General features: G+C 70.9%; 14 protein-coding genes. 2 read left to right on the forward strand and 12 right to left on the reverse strand.

Annotation, left to right across the window (positions count from 1 at the left end; translation table 11 throughout):
* Window positions 1-236: 236 nt before the first annotated feature.
* A complete protein-coding gene (locus ACWCHM_RS26505; protein ID WP_454220265.1) occupies window positions 237-419 on the reverse strand; it encodes a hypothetical protein in 183 nt (60 codons plus the stop codon).
* Between the two features lie 169 nt (window positions 420-588).
* The gene (locus ACWCHM_RS26510) at window positions 589-795 is read right to left on the reverse strand and encodes a helix-turn-helix transcriptional regulator (RefSeq protein WP_454220267.1); all 207 of its coding nucleotides are present in this window, start codon (window positions 793-795) and stop codon (window positions 589-591) included.
* A gap of 194 nt (window positions 796-989) precedes the next feature.
* On the opposite strand from ACWCHM_RS26510, the gene ACWCHM_RS26515 reads away from it, so the two are divergent.
* Window positions 990-1,238, forward strand: coding sequence for a flavin reductase (locus tag ACWCHM_RS26515; protein WP_454220268.1), 249 nt, complete (start codon window positions 990-992; stop codon window positions 1,236-1,238).
* Between the two features lie 309 nt (window positions 1,239-1,547).
* Here the strand turns inward: ACWCHM_RS26515 and ACWCHM_RS26520 are convergent, their stop codons facing one another.
* Window positions 1,548-2,330, reverse strand: coding sequence for an IclR family transcriptional regulator (locus ACWCHM_RS26520; protein ID WP_088646144.1), 783 nt, complete (start codon window positions 2,328-2,330; stop codon window positions 1,548-1,550).
* Window positions 2,331-2,488: 158 nt separating this feature from the next.
* Here ACWCHM_RS26520 and ACWCHM_RS26525 point away from each other — a divergent pair, with 158 nt between their 5' ends.
* Window positions 2,489-3,670 carry an MFS transporter gene (locus ACWCHM_RS26525; protein WP_421489620.1) on the forward strand — a complete coding sequence of 394 codons (1,182 nt, stop codon included), beginning with the start codon at window positions 2,489-2,491 and terminating at the stop codon, window positions 3,668-3,670.
* 27 nt (window positions 3,671-3,697) lie between these two features.
* Here the strand turns inward: ACWCHM_RS26525 and ACWCHM_RS26530 are convergent, their stop codons facing one another.
* From ACWCHM_RS26530 to ACWCHM_RS26570, 9 genes are all read right to left on the reverse strand, one after another.
* Window positions 3,698-4,780, reverse strand: a complete 1,083-nt coding sequence (locus ACWCHM_RS26530; protein ID WP_454220269.1) for a polyprenyl synthetase family protein — start codon at window positions 4,778-4,780, stop codon at window positions 3,698-3,700.
* A 90-nt stretch (window positions 4,781-4,870) separates the two neighbouring features.
* A complete protein-coding gene (nuoN, locus tag ACWCHM_RS26535; protein WP_204958674.1) occupies window positions 4,871-6,424 on the reverse strand; it encodes an NADH-quinone oxidoreductase subunit NuoN in 1,554 nt (517 codons plus the stop codon).
* Between the two features lie 64 nt (window positions 6,425-6,488).
* Window positions 6,489-8,021: an NADH-quinone oxidoreductase subunit M gene (locus ACWCHM_RS26540; protein ID WP_454220271.1), complete on the reverse strand. Its 1,533-nt coding sequence runs from the start codon at window positions 8,019-8,021 to the stop codon at window positions 6,489-6,491.
* Between the two features lie 64 nt (window positions 8,022-8,085).
* Window positions 8,086-10,044, reverse strand: coding sequence for an NADH-quinone oxidoreductase subunit L (gene nuoL / locus ACWCHM_RS26545; protein ID WP_454220272.1), 1,959 nt, complete (start codon window positions 10,042-10,044; stop codon window positions 8,086-8,088).
* A gap of 12 nt (window positions 10,045-10,056) precedes the next feature.
* Complete coding sequence (gene nuoK, locus ACWCHM_RS26550; RefSeq protein WP_067300503.1) at window positions 10,057-10,356, reverse strand: NADH-quinone oxidoreductase subunit NuoK; 300 nt, start codon at window positions 10,354-10,356, stop codon at window positions 10,057-10,059.
* A 115-nt stretch (window positions 10,357-10,471) separates the two neighbouring features.
* Window positions 10,472-11,242, reverse strand: a complete 771-nt coding sequence (locus tag ACWCHM_RS26555) for an NADH-quinone oxidoreductase subunit J (RefSeq protein WP_204958671.1) — start codon at window positions 11,240-11,242, stop codon at window positions 10,472-10,474.
* Window positions 11,239-11,877, reverse strand: a complete 639-nt coding sequence (nuoI, locus tag ACWCHM_RS26560; RefSeq protein ID WP_067300509.1) for an NADH-quinone oxidoreductase subunit NuoI — start codon at window positions 11,875-11,877, stop codon at window positions 11,239-11,241. The genes ACWCHM_RS26555 and nuoI overlap by 4 nt, the downstream gene beginning before the upstream one ends.
* A 1-nt stretch (window position 11,878) precedes the next feature.
* Window positions 11,879-13,228: an NADH-quinone oxidoreductase subunit NuoH gene (nuoH, locus tag ACWCHM_RS26565; protein ID WP_204958669.1), complete on the reverse strand. Its 1,350-nt coding sequence runs from the start codon at window positions 13,226-13,228 to the stop codon at window positions 11,879-11,881.
* Entirely contained in the window at window positions 13,225-15,651 is a 2,427-nt protein-coding gene (locus ACWCHM_RS26570; RefSeq protein ID WP_204958668.1) for an NADH-quinone oxidoreductase subunit G, read from the reverse strand. Before ACWCHM_RS26570 ends, nuoH begins: the two co-directional genes overlap by 4 nt.
* Window positions 15,652-15,662: the final 11 nt, after the last annotated feature.

A 15,662-nucleotide genomic window follows, 5' to 3' on the forward strand; every position in this document is an offset into this window, starting at 1 on the left:
TGCTGGAGCGGATCAGACCCACCACCCCCCTGTTCGAGTTGGCCGAAGTGCTTGCCTCCCACTCCGGGAGGGCTGCGGCATGACCAGGAAGAGCACCCGACCCCGCACTCCATACCGACCCGGTGAGCCCGGGTGTCCGTGCTGCGCCGGCCCGAGGAACGTCAAACGGCGGATCACTCGGGGTCTGATGTACCGCCCCCGGGGCCGCTGGACCTGGCGCTACAGATCTTGAATGGTCAGGTTGTGTCGGGTTCGAGTGTCAGGCCGGTGTGAGCGAGGAAGCCGTCGAGTAGGTCGTTGCGGTACTGGATGCTCTTGAGACAGTGTTTGATGATCGCCTGGAGGTGATCGACGCCAGTGACGGCGAGGTTGCCGATGCTGCGTTTGAGGTGCGACCACACTGCCTCGGTCGGATTCAAATCGGGGTGTGGACGACGACCAGGCCCGTTCGCTGCACAACCTCGCAGAGGACCACGCCTGTCAGCCAGCAGACTGACCTCGATTCGGACAGAGGCTTCTGAGTCCCGCCCTGGTGTAGGTGCCGGGCGGGGCTCCCTCATTTCTCCCCGTGGCTCCGAGGTGCCCTGTCTAGTCCTCGTCCGTGGGGCGGGTCGGCCGGTGGGCGGCAATCCACGCCTCGATGTCGGCAGCCAACCAAACCTTCGTAGCCCGCAGCTCCTGATAGGGCTTCGGGAACGAAGGCCGCAGTGCGATCTGCTGGAAGCGGGACCGGCTGACGTTCAACCGTTGGCAGATCTCCCACGGCCCCATCAGTTCGCCTGGCCCGTCACCCATGAACCGAACTTAGGCAAGGGTGAGGCTCCCCGGATGGGGGTCCCCGCCAGGGGGTACCCAATCGGGGGTCCCCAGATTATTGACACGCGGGTAATGGCCGGTGTTCGCTGGATCACGCGGTACCCCCGCCTCGGTGGAGGCTGAGCCCGGCGGGGCGGGGTGCCGTAAAACCCGACCCCACCCCGGAGGCGTAGATGCAGAGGCACGCACCGCTCAAACCGATCTGGGTCTGCACGGCCGACGCGCTGCCCTGGCCCTGTGAACAAGCCCGGCTCGAACTGGTCACCCACTACGAGGGGGAACGGGTCAACCTCGCTGTTGACCTCGCCGAGCTGTTCCGGGAAGCGATGGCTGACCTCACCAGGATCTGCCCCGAGCCACCCGATCCGCTTGCCACCTACAGCCGGTTTCTCGGGTGGATAAGGACGGTGCCCCGTGCGTGACCCGGTCGGTACCGGGCTGCTGGTGGTCGCCTTGGCCGCCCAGGCTGCCGGCTGCTGGCTCGCCTGGGGTTGGGGTCGGGCGGCCAGGACCAACCTCCGTCGGACCCGCGAGATGGTCGAGCCGCAGAGACCGCAGGGTTGGCAGCCACGACACCGCCTAGCGATGTTGAACGAGCCGACCGACCGCTACCCCGTCGTCTGCCCTGGCCGCAGATAGTGCGCTCGGCTCGGCCCCCGGTGTAAAAGGCCGGGGGCCGAGCCATGCCCAGCGCCGGAGACACCGCCCACGCCGACAGTGACGCCACGGCGTCAGAGGTCGGCGGCGATGCCGTCGGCGACCGCACGGGCGGCGGTGAGCAGCTTGGCGCGCACCACCCGGGCGGAGGTCATCATCTCGCTGGCCGGCAGGGCGCAGGCCAGCACCACCCGTCGTTCCATGTCCTTGTCCGGGGTGACCAGGACGGCGGCGCACGCCACCCCCTGCCGGAACTGCCCCAGCTCCAACTGCATGCCCCGCCGGTCGCCGGCGGCCAGATCCGCCTCGAACGCCTCGGGACTGGTGAGGGTGGCGGTGGTGAACGGCCGCATGCCGTAGTCGCGCAGGTAGCGCAGGCGCTGCTCGGTGGTGAGGGTGGCCAGCAGCGCCTTGCCCAGGGCGGTGGCGTGCGCACCCTCGTCGAAGCCGGGGACCATGTCCTCCAGGTACGGCGAGCGGGCCCCCTCGGCGACGGCAGTGACCGCCACCTGGCCGCCGACGAACCGGCCCAGGTAGTGACTCCACCCGGTGTCGACGGCGGCCCGCCGCAGCGACTCGCCGACCGCCGCCGGGCCCCGGAACGCGGTGACCAGTTCCCGGTACCGGTCGGCGATCTCCAGGCCGACGATGTAGGTGCCGTCCTCCCGCCGGATCACGTAGCCCTCGTAGGCCAGGGTGCGGACCAGGTGGTACGTGGTGGCGACGGTCAGCTCGCACCGCCGGGCGATCTGCTTGACGGTCAGGCCCTTCGGGGCACGACCGACCGACTCGAGCACGCGTAGCGCGCGGGACACACTTCGGATCAGATCCGAAGGTTCCGCCAGGGGGTCACGCACAACCACCTCCGCAGCCGGGGACTTACACCATATGAAAAACCCGGCCGAGACGGAACGCCCGTTCGGGTGGTGGATGCCAGATCAGGCGGTATACGGCGGGTTCCCAGGCGACACGCCGAGCGTTGTCAGGAACACGACTCGCGTAGGTTGGGCCCACGATGACCCACACCGCCCCCAGCCGTACGCCGGCCGTCCGCCCGCTGCGGGCCGGCAGCGGGGCGGTCGCCACCACCATCGCCAGCGTCCTGCCGGTCTTCCTGGTCGGCGGGCTCGCCGTGCAGATGGGCGACGATCTGGGCTTCTCCCCCGCCGGGCTGGGGCTGGCCGTATCGGTCTACTTCGGCGTCAGCGCGCTCGCCGCAGTGCCGTCGGGCCGGCTGGTGGAGCGGGTCGGCCCGGCCGTGGTGGCCCGCGCCGCCGTCGGACTCGCCGCCGGCTGCCTGCTCGCCATCGCCGGGCTGGCCCGCTCGTACCCGGTGCTGCTCGGCCTGCTCGCGCTCAGCGCCGCCGCCAACGCGCTCGGTCAACTCGCCAGCAACGCCGCGCTGGCCCGGCACGTGCCCGCCCGGCGGCAGGGCCTGTCGTTCGGGGTGAAGCAGGCCGCCATCCCCGCCTCCACCCTGCTGGCCGGTGCGGCGGTGCCGGCGATCGCCCTCACCGCCGGCTGGCGCTGGGCGTTCGTGGCCGCCGCCGGGGCCGCGTTGGCCGCGCTGCCGGCCGTACCCCCGCAGCCGGCCGGACCGGTACGGGAGCGTGCGGCGGAACGCGGCGGCGGGGCCACCACGGCGCTGGTGGTGGTCGGCGTGGCGGCCACCCTCGCGGCGGGGGCCGCCAACGCGCTGGGCACGTTCGTGGTCGACTCGTCGGTGCACCGGGGCCTCGCCCCCGGCCCGGCCGGACTGGTGCTCACCCTGGGCGGCGCGGTCTGCGTGGCGGCCCGGATCGGCGTCGGCTGGCTGGCCGACCGGCGGGACACCGGTCACGTCGCGCTGATCGCCGCGATGCTGGTGGTCGGGGCCGTCGGGTTGGGGCTGCTGGCGGTGGCCGGGGCGGTGCCGCTGACCGTCGGGGTGGTGCTCGGCTTCGGGTTGGGCTGGGCGTGGCCCGGCCTGCTGAACTTCGCGGTGGTCCGGCTGCACCCGCAGGCCCCGGCCGCCGCCACCTCGATCACCCAGACCGGGGTGTACGCCGGCGGCTGCCTCGGCCCGCTCGGGCTCGGTGCGCTCGCCGGGACCGGCGGCTACCCGGTGATGTGGCTGACCGCCGGGGTCGCCATGCTCCTCGCCGCCGTCCTCATGCTCACCGGCAGCCGGTTGCTGCGCCGCTCCGCGACGCCCTGAGCGGGCCGGACCCGGGTGGCGCGGGATTCAGCTGGTGCGGTCGGCGATGTAGTCGCAGAGCGACTCCAGCGCCTGCCGGGCTGGAATCCGGGGCAGCGGCGTCAACTGGGCGCGGGCGTCCTCGGCGTAGCTGCGGACGGTCTCCCGGGCCCGCTTGAGCGCCGGGGACTCCCGGAGCAGGCCGAGCGCCTCGGCGTGCAGCGCGTCGTCGACCAGCGGGCCGGTGGCCAGGATCTCCCGCAGCCGCACCGACGCCGCGTCGGAGTCGTCACCGGCCAGCGCGTAGAGCACCGGCAGGGTCGGCACCCCCTCCCGCAGGTCGGTGCCGGGTGTCTTGCCCGACTGCACCGATTCGGAGGCGATGTCGAGCAGGTCGTCGGAGAGTTGGAAGGCGACCCCGATGGTCTCGCCGTAGCCGGCCAGGGCCTCGGTGTGTTCCCCGGTCGCCCCGCCGAACATGCCGCCGAACCGGGCCGAGGTGGCGATCAGCGAACCCGTCTTGTCGGCGATCACCCGCAGGTAGTGGTCGACCGGGTCCTGCGTGCGGGGGCCGACGGTCTCGGCGATCTGCCCGTGCACGAGCCGGGCGAAGGTGCGCGCCTGGAGGCGTACCGCCTCGGGGCCGAGGTCGGCGGCGATGTCGGCGGCCCGCGCGAAGAGGTAGTCGCCGACCAGGATGGCCACCGAGTTGGTCCAGCGGGAGTTCGCGCTGGGCGCGCCCCGCCGCACGGCGGCCTCGTCCATCACGTCGTCGTGGTAGAGGGTGGCCAGGTGGGTGAGCTCCATCACCACGGCCGCCGGCACCACCTGCGGGCCCGCCGGGTCGCCGAACTGCGCGCCCAGTGCCACCAGCAACGGCCGGAACCGCTTGCCGCCCGCCTCGACCAGATGCCGGGCAGCCTCGGTGACGAGCGGGTCGGCGCTGGACACGTTGGCCCGCAACTCCACCTCGACGTCGTCCAGCAGGCCCAGCACGGACGCCTCGACCCGTGGATCGGCCAGGTGCACGCCGAGTGCGCCGACCTGACCCCTGCCCGCCCGGCCCCGACGACCACCGGAGCCGACGGCACCTGAACGCTCCCCCGCCGGATTCACCACGCCATCAACCATGCCACACCCGTTCGACCTGCTCCGGACGGGGGATACGGCCGTGGGGCCGGCACGCCTGCGCGTACCGGCCCCACGGGCGTACCGGACGGATCACCTGACGAATGCCGCCGCGTCCGTCGCCAGATCGAGCAGAGGCGCCGGCAGCACGCCCAGGATCAGGGTGGCGGCCACCCCGATCATCAGCGCGGTGGCGGTCAGGCCGCCCGGCACCGCGACGGTCGGGGTGCTCTCGCCCGGCTCGGAGAGCCACATCATCACCACGACCCGCAGGTACGGGAAGGCCAGCACCATGCTGGTCAGCACACCGGCCACCACCAGCCAGGCGTGCCCGCTCTCCAGAGCCGGGCCGAAGACCGCGAACTTGCTCATGAAGCCGCTGGTCAACGGGATACCGGCGAAGGCCAGCAGGATGAAGGTGAAGACCCCGGCGTAGAACGGCGAACGGCGGCCCAGCCCGGCCCAGCGGGACAGGTGGGTGGCCTCCCCGTCGGCGTCCCGGACCAGGGTCACCACGGCGAACGCGGCGAGCACCGAGAAGCCGTACGCGGCCAGGTAGAACATCGTGCCGGAGACGCCCGCGCCGGTCGGGGCGAGCACCCCGACGAGCAGGTACCCGGCGTTGGCGATCGACGAGTACGCCAGCAGCCGCTTGATGTCGGTCTGGGTGACCGCCAGCACCGCGCCGATCAGCATGGTGAGCACCGCCACCACCCCGAGGACCGGGGTGAAGTCCCAGGCCGCCTGGTCGAACGCCACGTGGAAGACCCGCAGCAGGGCACCGAACGCGGCCACCTTCGTGCAGGCCGCCATGAAGCCGGTGACCGGGGTGGGCGCGCCCTGGTAGACGTCCGGGGTCCAGACGTGGAACGGGGCGGCGGCGGCCTTGAACAGCAGGCCGATGGCGATCAGCGCCATCCCGGCGAACAGCAGCACCTCGCTGGACGGGGACTCCTTCACCGCGGCGTGCACGGTGGCGAAGTCGACGCCTGCGGACCGGCCCGGGATGCCGGCGGTGAAGCCGTACACCAGCGCCACGCCGAACAGGAAGAACGCCGAGGCGTACGCGCCGAGCAGGAAGTACTTCATGGCCGCTTCCTGGCTCAGCAGCCGCCGGCGACGGGCCAACGCGCAGAGCAGGTAGAGCGGCAGGGAGAAGACCTCCAGCGCGATGAACATGGTCAGCAGGTCGTTCGCCGCCACGAAGATCAGCATGCCGCCGATCGCGAAGCTGGTCAGCGGGTAGACCTCGGTCGCCCCGTTGCGTCCCTCGGCCTGCTTCCGGTCGTCGGCCGACTCGGCGGTCACCGCCGCCTGGGCGACGAACGCGCCGCCGCGCTCCACCGACCGCTCGCCGATCAGCAGCAACGCCATCGCGGCGAGCACCAGGATGGTGCCCTGCAGGAACAGGGTGGGGCCGTCCACCGCCAGTGCCCCGCCCGCCGTCACCAGCCGGGCGTCGGCGCTGAGCACCACCATCACCAACGCGGCGAGCACCGCCACCAGGGACAGCGTCAGCTGCACCAGGTGCCGGCGGCGGCGCGGTACGAACGCCTCCACCAGGACACCGAGCAGGGCGACCCCCAGCATGATCAGGATCGGGGCGATCGCCGCGTAGTCGATCGACGGCAACTTGAGTTCGGTCATCGCAGATGCTGCCTTTCGCCCGCGACTGCGGGGCTCACTCGCTGCGCCCGTTCGCTCCTCACGCTCACTGTGCAGCCTCCTGGACGCTGCCGACCTCGGGGGCGGGATCGGTCTTGCCGACGTCCTGCATGGTCGCCTGGACGGCGGGGTTGATCACATCGGTGACCGGCTTCGGATAGAAGCCGAGCAGCACGATCAGGGCGATCAGTGGAGCGACCACGGCCTTCTCGCGCAGGGTGAGGTCGCGGTGCATCGCCTTGACCTCGGTCAACTCCGGGTTGAGCGTGCCCTGGGTGGTGCGCTGCACCATCCACAGCACGTACGCGGCGGCCAGGATGATGCCCAGCGTGGCGATCACCGCGACCGGCTTGTTGACCGTGAACGTGCCGATCAGCACCAGGAACTCGGAGACGAACGGCGCGGTGCCGGGCAACGCCAGCGAGGCCAGACCGGCGAAGAAGAGCACCCCGGCCAGCAGCGGGACCAGCTTGCCCGCCCCGCCGAAGTCGGAGATCAGCGACGATCCCCGGCGGGCGATGAGCATCCCGACGACCAGGAACAGCAGGCCGGTGGCGAGCCCGTGGTTGAGCATGTAGAGCACCGCGCCGGTGCCCGCCTGGGTGGTGAAGGCGAAGATGCCGACCCCGATGAACCCGAAGTGCGCGATCGAGGTGTACGACACCAGCCGCTTCAGGTCGGACTGGCCGACGGCGAGCAACGCGGCGTAGAGGATGCCGATCAGGCCCAGCGCCAGCGCCCACGGCGCGAACCACTTCGACGCCTCCGGGAACAGCGGCAGGCAGTACCGCAGGATGCCGAACGTGCCGACCTTGTCCAGCACGCCGACCAGCAGCGCGGCGGCACCCGCCGGGGCGGCCCGACCGGCGTCCGGCAGCCAGGTGTGGAACGGGAAGAACGGCGCCTTGATCGCGAAGGCGAGGAAGAAGCCGAGGAACAGCCAGCGCTCGGTGCCGGTGGAGATGTCCACCTGGGTCAGCGCCTGCCAGTCGAAGGTCTTGCCGCCGACCACCCACAGGCCGATCACCGCGGCCAGCATGAACAGCCCGCCGACCAGCGAGTAGAGGAAGAACTTCACCGCCGCGTACTGCCGCTGGTGGCCGCCGTAGCTGCCGATCAGGAAGTACATCGGCACCAGCATGACCTCGAAGAACACATAGAACAGGAAGACGTCGGCGGCGGCGAAGACGCCGATCATCGTGGATTCGAGGACGAGCAGCAGGGCGAAGTAGGCAGGCACCGACCGCTTCGAGGCGTCGGCGTCGTGCCAGGAGGCCAGGATCACCAGCGGCACCAGCACCGCGATCAGCATCAGCATGACCAGCGCGATGCCGTCGACCGCGAAGGTGAACTTGACGTCCCAGGTGGGGATCCACGGGTACGACTCGTGGAACTGGAGCCGGTCACCGTCGGCGGAGAAGGTGACCCACATCACCACCGACAGCGCCAGCACCAGCAGCGACCAGCCGAACGCCACCTGCTTGGCCAGGTCGGGCCGGCGACGCGGCAGGAAGGCCACGACCAGGGCACCGACCAGCGGTGCCACCGTCAGCACCGAGAGGAACGGGAAGTTGGACATTATGCGGCCTTACCTCCGTCGTGGATGCGGGGCCCGCCGGCGGGGGCTGTCGCATTGAGGTCGATCACGCCAGCCACCCCGCCTGCACCGCCAGGAACGCCGCCACCACGAGCAGCGCGCCGGTCAGGATCGAGGTGGCGTACGACCGGACGAAGCCGGTCTGCCACCGCCGGAGCCGACCCGAACCGCCCCCGACCCCGGCGGCCAGGCCGTTGACCAGCCCGTCGACGCCCCGGTTGTCGAGGAAGACCAGCGCCCGGGTGAGGAAGATGCCCGGCTTCTCGAAGACCACCTCGTTGAAGGCGTCCGTGTAGAGGTTGCGTCGGGCGGCGGTGACCAGCACCCCGGCCGGCTGCGGCGCGACGGCCGTGCCGTTGCGGAACAGCGCCCAGGCCAGCCCGGCGCCGAGCACCGTCACCACCAGCGACAGCGTGGTCAGCAGCCAGTGCGGCAGGACCGCCGCGTGCTCGGCGTGCTCGCCGCCCAGCCCGGCGGTGGCGGTCAGCCAGTCCGGCACCGAGGTGGCGAGCAGGAAACCGGCACCGACCGAGCCGACCGCCAGCAGGATCAGCGGGATGGTCATCAGCTTCGGCGACTCGTGCGGGTGCTCGATGTCCTCGGTCCACCGCTTCGGGCCGTGGAAGGTCAGCACGAACAACCGGGTCATGTAGAACGCGGTCAGCCCCGCGCCGAGCAGCGCCGCCCCGCCGAACAGCCAGGCCGTCCAGCCCTCCCGCTCGAACGCGGCCACGATGATCGGCTCCTTGGAGAAGAAGCCGGAGAACGGGAACATGCCGATGATGGCGAGCCAGCCCATCATGAAGGTGATCCAGGTGGTCTTCATGTACTTCGACAGCCCGCCGAAGCGGCGGATGTCCACCTGGTCGTGCATGCCGTGCATCACCGAGCCGGCACCGAGGAACATGTTGGCCTTGAAGAAGCCGTGCGCCAGCAGGTGCACGATGGCCAGCGCGTACGCCGCGCCGCCGAGGCCCACGCCGAGGAACATGTAGCCGATCTGGCTGACCGTCGACCAGGCCAGCACCCGCTTGATGTCGTCCTTGGCCGCGCCGATGACGCAGCCCATCAGCAGGGTCAACGCGCCGACGCTGACCACCACGAGCTGGAGCGTCTCGTTGGCCGAGAAGATCGGGTTGGAGCGGGCGATCAGGTAGACGCCGGCGGTGACCATGGTGGCCGCGTGGATCAGCGCCGACACCGGGGTCGGGCCCTCCATCGCGTCCGGCAGCCACGCCTGGAGCGGGAACTGGCCGGACTTGCCGGCCGCACCGAGCAGCAGCAGCAGGCCCAGCACCAGCACCGTGCCGCTGGCCAGCCCGCCCACGGAGGAGAAGACCTCGTCGTACTGGGTGGTGCCGAGGGTGGCGAACAGGATGAAGATGCCGATCGCCAGGCCGGCGTCGCCGACCCGGTTCATCAGGAACGCCTTCTTGCCGGCGGTGGCCGCGCTCGGCCGGCCGTACCAGAAGGAGATCAGCAGGTACGACGCCAGACCGACGCCCTCCCAGCCGAAGTAGAGCATCACGTAGTTGTTGCCGAGCACCAGCAGCAGCATCGCGGCGACGAACAGGTTGAAGTACGCGAAGAACCGTCGCCGGCCCTCGTCGTGCGCCATGTACTCGACCGCGTAGAGGTGGATCAGGAAACCCACCCCGGTGATCAGCAGGACGAAAACCGCGGCCAGCGGGTCGAAGAGCAGACCGAAGTCCACCCGCAGGTTGCCGACCGTGATGAAGTCCCAGAGGCTCAGCTCGACGGACTTGTTCTCCAGCCCGCGCAGCTGGAAGAACGAGGTGAGCCCCAGCACGAACGCGGCACCGATCGCCGCCACGCCCAGCCAGTGCCCCCAGCGGTCGGCCCGCCGGCCGAGCAGCAGCAGGATCGCCGCGCTGGCCAACGGGATCGCCACCAGCAGCCAGACGCTGCTCAGCAGGCCGTCCGCCGCCGCGTAGGTGACGGCACCGGTCGGCTCTGCCTGGGCGTACGTCAGAATCTCATCCACCGCAGGGCCCCTTTAGTACTTCAGCAGGTTGGCGTCGTCGACGCTCGCGGAGCGTCGGGTCCGGAAGATCGACATGATGATCGCGAGCCCGACCACGACCTCGGCCGCCGCCACCACCATCACGAAGAACGCCATGATCTGTCCGTTGAGGTCACCGTTGATCCGGCTGAAGGTGACCAGCGTCAGGTTGGCCGCGTTGAGCATCAGCTCGACGCACATGAACAGCACGATCGCGTTACGCCGCACCAGCACGCCGACCGCGCCGACGGTGAACAGCACCGCGGCCAGGATCAGGTAGTAGTCGGGGGTCACCGGACCGACCTTTCGTTCGCGACTGCGGGGCTCCGCTTCGCTGCACTCCTCGCGCTCACCGAGGCCACGCCGCCGTTCGCGACTGCGGGGCTCCGCTTCGCTGCACTCCTCGCGCTCACCGTTCCGTCCCCTTCAGGGTGGTTTCCTCGGCGGTCAGCTCCCGCTGCGGCAGGATCGCCGGGGTGCTGCGGTCGGTCAGCCGACCGTCGGGCAGCCGGGCCGGGGTGGCCACCGAGGAGGAGGTGGCGAAGACGCCCGGACCGGGCTTCGGGCCGGGGTAGTTGCCGGGGCGGAACCGGGCCTTCATCGTGGCGACCTGGTCCATCTTGTCTTCCTTGCGCCGCTCGATGTGCGCCAGCACCATCGCCCCGATCGCCGCCGTGATCAGCAGCGCGGAGGTCAGCTCGAAGGCGAAGACGTACTTGGTGAACAGCAGCCGGGCGATGCCCTGCACGTTGCCCTCCGCGTTGGCCTGCTCCAGACCGACGGCGGTGACCCCGTCCAGCGCCCGGTACAGGCCGGTGCCGACCAGCCCGGCGAAGCCGAGCCCGAGCACCACCGCGGCGACCCGCTGGCCGCGCAGCGTCTCGATCAGCGAGTCGGAGGCGTCCCGACCGACCAGCATCAGCACGAACAGGAACAGCATCATGATCGCGCCGGTGTAGACGATGATCTGCACCATGCCGATGAACGGCCCCGCCTGGAGCACGTAGAACACGCCCAGGCAGAGCATGGTGAGCACCAGGAACAGCGCCGAGTGCACGGCGTTGCGCGCCCAGACCATGCCGATCGCGCCGATCAGCGCCAGCGGGGCGAGGATCCAGAAGGTGACCTCCTCACCCCCGGACACCTGGCCCGCCGCGGCGAGCACCGTGGACGTGTTCATGCTCCGGCTCCCTTGCCCGCCGCCCGCTGAGCCGCCTGCTCGGCACCCGGGAAGGTCACCCCGGGGTGCTCCTCGACCCGGTAGCGGCCGGGCCCCATCGGCGACTGCTCGGCACCGGCCGAGGTGCCCGGGTTGGTCAGCGCGCCGACGTAGTAGTCCTTCTCGCTGTCACCGAGCCGCATCGGGTGCGGCGGCTGCTCCATGCCTTCGAGCAGCGGAGCGAGCAACTGCTCCTTGGTGAAGATCAGGTCCTGCCGGTTGTCCCGGGCCAGCTCGTACTCGTTGCTCATGGTCAGCGAACGGGTCGGGCAGGCCTCGATGCAGAGCCCGCAGAAGATGCACCGGGCGTAGTTGATCTGGTAGACGCTGGCGTACCGCTCGCCCGGCGAGAAGCGCTGCTCGTCGGTGTTGTCGCCACCCTCGACGTAGATCGCGTCCGCCGGGCAGGCCCAGGCGCACAGCTCGCAGCCGATGCACTTCTCCAGGCCGTCCGGGTGCCGGTTGAGGATGTGCCGCCCGTGGTAGCGCGGCGCCGAAACCGGCGGCTTGAACGGGTAGTCGGTGGTGACGACCTTCCTGAACATGTGCGAGAAGGTGACCCCGAAGCCCTTGAACGTTCCGGTGATCGCGCCCACGTCACACCTCCCTGGAGTCCGAGCCGGTGGCGATGTTGGCCGGCTCCCGCTCGGCGACCACGCGCTTGGTGCGCGGGCTCGGTGGTACCTGTAGATCCAGCGGGGGCAGCGGGAAGCTGCCGTACGGCCGGCTGTCGGCCTGTTCCTGCGGGGTCGGCTTCGGGGCCGGCTTGCGGCTCGGCCACAGCAGCGTCGCGAGCAGCAGCACACCGGCACCGATGGCGGTGGCGAGCAGCCGGTCCCGCGACTGCCAGTCCTCGATGGAGCGCAGCCCGGCCAGGACGAGGATCCAGACCAGGTTGATCGGCAGCAGCACCTTCCAGCCGAAGCGCATGAACTGGTCGTAGCGCAGCCGGGGCAGGGTGCCCCGCAGCCAGACGAAGACGAAGACCAGCATCAGCACCTTGCCGAAGAACCAGAGCATCGGCCACCAGCCGGTGTTGGCGTCGGCCCACAGGGTGATCGGCCAGGGGGCCCGCCAGCCGCCGAGGAACAGCGTCGTGGTCACCGCGGACATGGTCACCATGGCGACGTACTCGGAGAGCATGAACAGCGCGAACTTCAGCGAGCTGTACTCGGTCATGAAGCCGGCGACCAGCTCCGACTCCGCCTCGGGCAGGTCGAACGGCGCCCGGTTGGTCTCCCCGACGGTGGCGATGAAGAAGATGATGAAGCTGGGCAGCAGCAGGATCGCGTACCAGCCCGGCGCGGGGATCTCGGTGCCGGCGATGGTGAGCCGGGTGGCGTCCCCCTGGGCGGCGACGATCCCGCTGGTGGACATGGTGCCGGCGGTCATGAACACCGCCACGATGCTCAGCCCCATCGCGACCTCGTACGAGATCATCTGGGCGCTGGAGCGCAGGCCGCCGAGCAGCGGGTACGTCGAGCCGGAGGCCCAACCACCGAGCACGATGCCGTAGACGGCCAGCGACGAGCAGGCCAGCAGCACCAGCACCGCCACCGGCACGTCGGTGACCTGCAACGGGGTCCGGTGGCCGAAGATGCTCACCATCGGGCCGAACGGGATCACCGACAGCGCGGTGACCGCGCAGACCACCGAGATGACCGGGGCGAAGAAGTAGACCACCTTGTCGGCGGCCTTCGGGAGGATGTCCTCCTTGAAGGCCATCTTGAGGCCGTCGGCGAGGGTCTGCAGCAGGCCGAACGGGCCGACCTGGTTGGGGCCGGGCCGGACCTGCATGTAGCCGACGACCCGCCGCTCGAACCAGACGCCGAGCAGGGTGGCGAGCAGACCGAAGACGAAGGCAAAGACGATCTTGATAAGGACCAGCCACCACGGGTCCCTGCCGAAGTCCGCCAGTGTCGGGTCCTGCGCCAGGAGGGTGTTCACTGTGCACCTCCGGAGATCCGGACCACCGTGCCGGACGCGACGCCGAGGCTGCGCCGTACGGTCGAACCGGGCGAGTTGGTCGGCAGCCAGACGACACCGTCGGGCATCTCGGTGATGGCCGCCGGCAGGGTGACCGCACCCCGGTCGGTGCCCACCGTGACCGGGTCACCGTCGGCCACGCCGAGCGTCTCGGCGGTGCCCTTGCCCAGCCGGACCACCGGCGGACGGGCGGTGCCGGCGAGGTGCTCGTCGCCGTCGGTGAGGCTGCCCAGGTCGATCAGCTGGTGCCAGGTCGCCAGCACCGCCTCGCCCGCACCCGGCTGGGGCACGGTCGCCGGGGCCACCGACGGGCTGACCGGCCGGTCCGCCCGGGTCGGCGGCAGCGCGCCCAGCTCCCGGCGGATGCTCGACACGTCGCCGGTGCCGAGCCGGACGTCGAGCTGCGCGGCGATCGCGTCCAGCACCCGCGCGTCGGTCATCGCGGTGGTGTGCAGCACCGCCTCGAAGGTGCGCAGCCGGCCCTCCCAGTCGAGGAAGCTGCCGGCCTTCTCGACCACCGGGGCCACCGGCAGCACCACGTCGGCCCGGCGGGCCACCGCCGAGTTGCGCAGCTCCAGGCTGACCAGGAAGGGCACCGCGTCGAGCGCCTGCTCGGCCAGCCTCGGGTCGGCCAGGTCGGCCGGGTCCACGCCGGCCACCACCAGGGCGCCGAGCTGACCGTTCGCGGCGGCGGCCAGGATCTGGTCGGTGTCCCGACCGGCCTGGCTGGGGATCACCCCGGCCGGAATGTCCCACGCCTCACCCAGTTCGGCACGGGCCGACGGCTCGGTCACCGGACGTCCACCGGGCAGCAGGTTGGGCAGGCAACCCGCGTCGACCGCACCCCGGTCACCCGCGCGCCGCGGCACCCAGGCCAGCTTCGCACCGGTACGCCTGGCGACGTCCGCGGCGGCGGAGAGGCCACCCGGCACGCCGGCCAGCCGCTCGCCGACGAACAGGATCGCGCCCTCGGCGCTCAGCGCCTCGGCCACCGTGTCGTGCTCGGCGAGCACGCTCGCCTCCTCGCCCGGCACCACCCGGGCCAGCTTGGCCCCGAGCTTCTCCAGGCCGCGGGTGGCGAACGGGGCGATCGCGTAGACCGTCAGCTTCTTCTTCAGGTACGCCTTGCGCAGCCGCAGGAAGAGGATCGGGCACTCCTCCTCCGGCTCCAGTCCGACCAGCACCACCGTGGACGCCTTCTCCACGTCGGCGTAGGTCACGTCGGTGACCCCGGCGACGGTGCTGGCCAGGAAGTCGGACTCCTCGCGGGAGACCGGCCGGGCCCGGAAGTCGATGTCGTTGGTGTTGAGGGCGACCCTGGCGAACTTCGCGTACGCGTAGGCGTCCTCGACGGTCAGCCGGCCGCCGGTGAGCACCGCCGTGCCGCGACCCTCGTCGCGGGCGGCCCGCAGCCCGTCGGCGGCCCGGGTCAGCGCCTCGCTCCAGGACGCCTCCCGCAGCTCACCTGACTTCTCGTCACGCACCAGCGGGGTGGTGAGCCGATCGAAGGCGCGGGTGTACTGGAAGCCCCACCGCCCCTTGTCGCAGTTCCACTCCTCGTTGACCTGCGGGTCGTCCCCGGCGAGGCGGCGCAGCACCTTGCCCCGTCGCCAGTCGGTGCGCTGCGCGCAGCCGGCCGAGCAGTGCTCGCAGACGCTCGGGCTGGAGACCAGGTCGAACGGGCGGGCCCGGAACCGGTACTGCGCCCCGGTGAGCGCGCCGACCGGGCAGATCTGCACGGTGTTACCGGAGAAGTACGAGTTGAAGGGGACGTCGCCGGAGTCGCCCTCGGCACCGTAGGCGTCGTCCCGGTAGATGTTGATCTCCTCGGCGGACGACCGGCCCATCAGATCGATGAACTTGTCGCCGGCGATCTCCTCGGAGAACCGGGTGCAGCGCTGGCAGAGCACGCAGCGCTCCCGGTCGAGCAGCACCTGGGTGCTGATCTCCATCGGCTTGACGTACTCCCGCTTGTGCTCGTGGAAGCGGGAGTCGGTACGGCCGGTGGACATCGCCTGGTTCTGCAGCGGGCACTCACCGCCCTTGTCGCACATCGGGCAGTCCAGCGGGTGGTTGACCAGCAGCAGCTCCATTACCCCCTCCTGCGCCTTCTTGGCGACCGGGGAGGTGAGCTGGGTGCGGACCACCATGCCCTCGGCGACGGTCTGGGTGCAGGAGGCGACCGGCTTGCGCTGCCCCTCCACCTCGACCAGGCACTGCCGGCAGGCGCCGGCCGGGGCCAGCAGCGGGTGGTCACAGAACCGGGGGATCTCGGTGCCCAGCTGCTCGGCGACCCGGATCAGCAGCGCCCCCTTGGGGGCGGTGACCTCGACGCCGTCGATGGTGAGCGTGACCGTCTCGGTCTGCTTGGCTACGTCGGTCATCAGAGTCGCCT

It is taken from the genome of Micromonospora sp. SCSIO 07396, from assembly GCF_053667945.1.

Bases quoted from the DNA above. Each gene is read 5' to 3' on its own strand.
- nuoN (WP_204958674.1), bottom strand. From the start codon at position 6,424: ATGACCGAACTCAAGTTGCCGTCGATCGACTACGCGGCGATCGCCCCG.
- ACWCHM_RS26510 (WP_454220267.1), bottom strand. From the start codon at position 795: ATGGGTGACGGGCCAGGCGAACTGATGGGGCCGTGGGAGATCTGCCAA.
- ACWCHM_RS26515 (WP_454220268.1), top strand. From the start codon at position 990: ATGCAGAGGCACGCACCGCTCAAACCGATCTGGGTCTGCACGGCCGAC.
- ACWCHM_RS26540 (WP_454220271.1), bottom strand. From the start codon at position 8,021: ATGTCCAACTTCCCGTTCCTCTCGGTGCTGACGGTGGCACCGCTGGTC.
- ACWCHM_RS26570 (WP_204958668.1), bottom strand. From the start codon at position 15,651: ATGACCGACGTAGCCAAGCAGACCGAGACGGTCACGCTCACCATCGAC.
- ACWCHM_RS26525 (WP_421489620.1), top strand. From the start codon at position 2,489: ATGACCCACACCGCCCCCAGCCGTACGCCGGCCGTCCGCCCGCTGCGG.
- ACWCHM_RS26555 (WP_204958671.1), bottom strand. From the start codon at position 11,242: ATGAACACGTCCACGGTGCTCGCCGCGGCGGGCCAGGTGTCCGGGGGT.
- ACWCHM_RS26530 (WP_454220269.1), bottom strand. From the start codon at position 4,780: ATGGTTGATGGCGTGGTGAATCCGGCGGGGGAGCGTTCAGGTGCCGTC.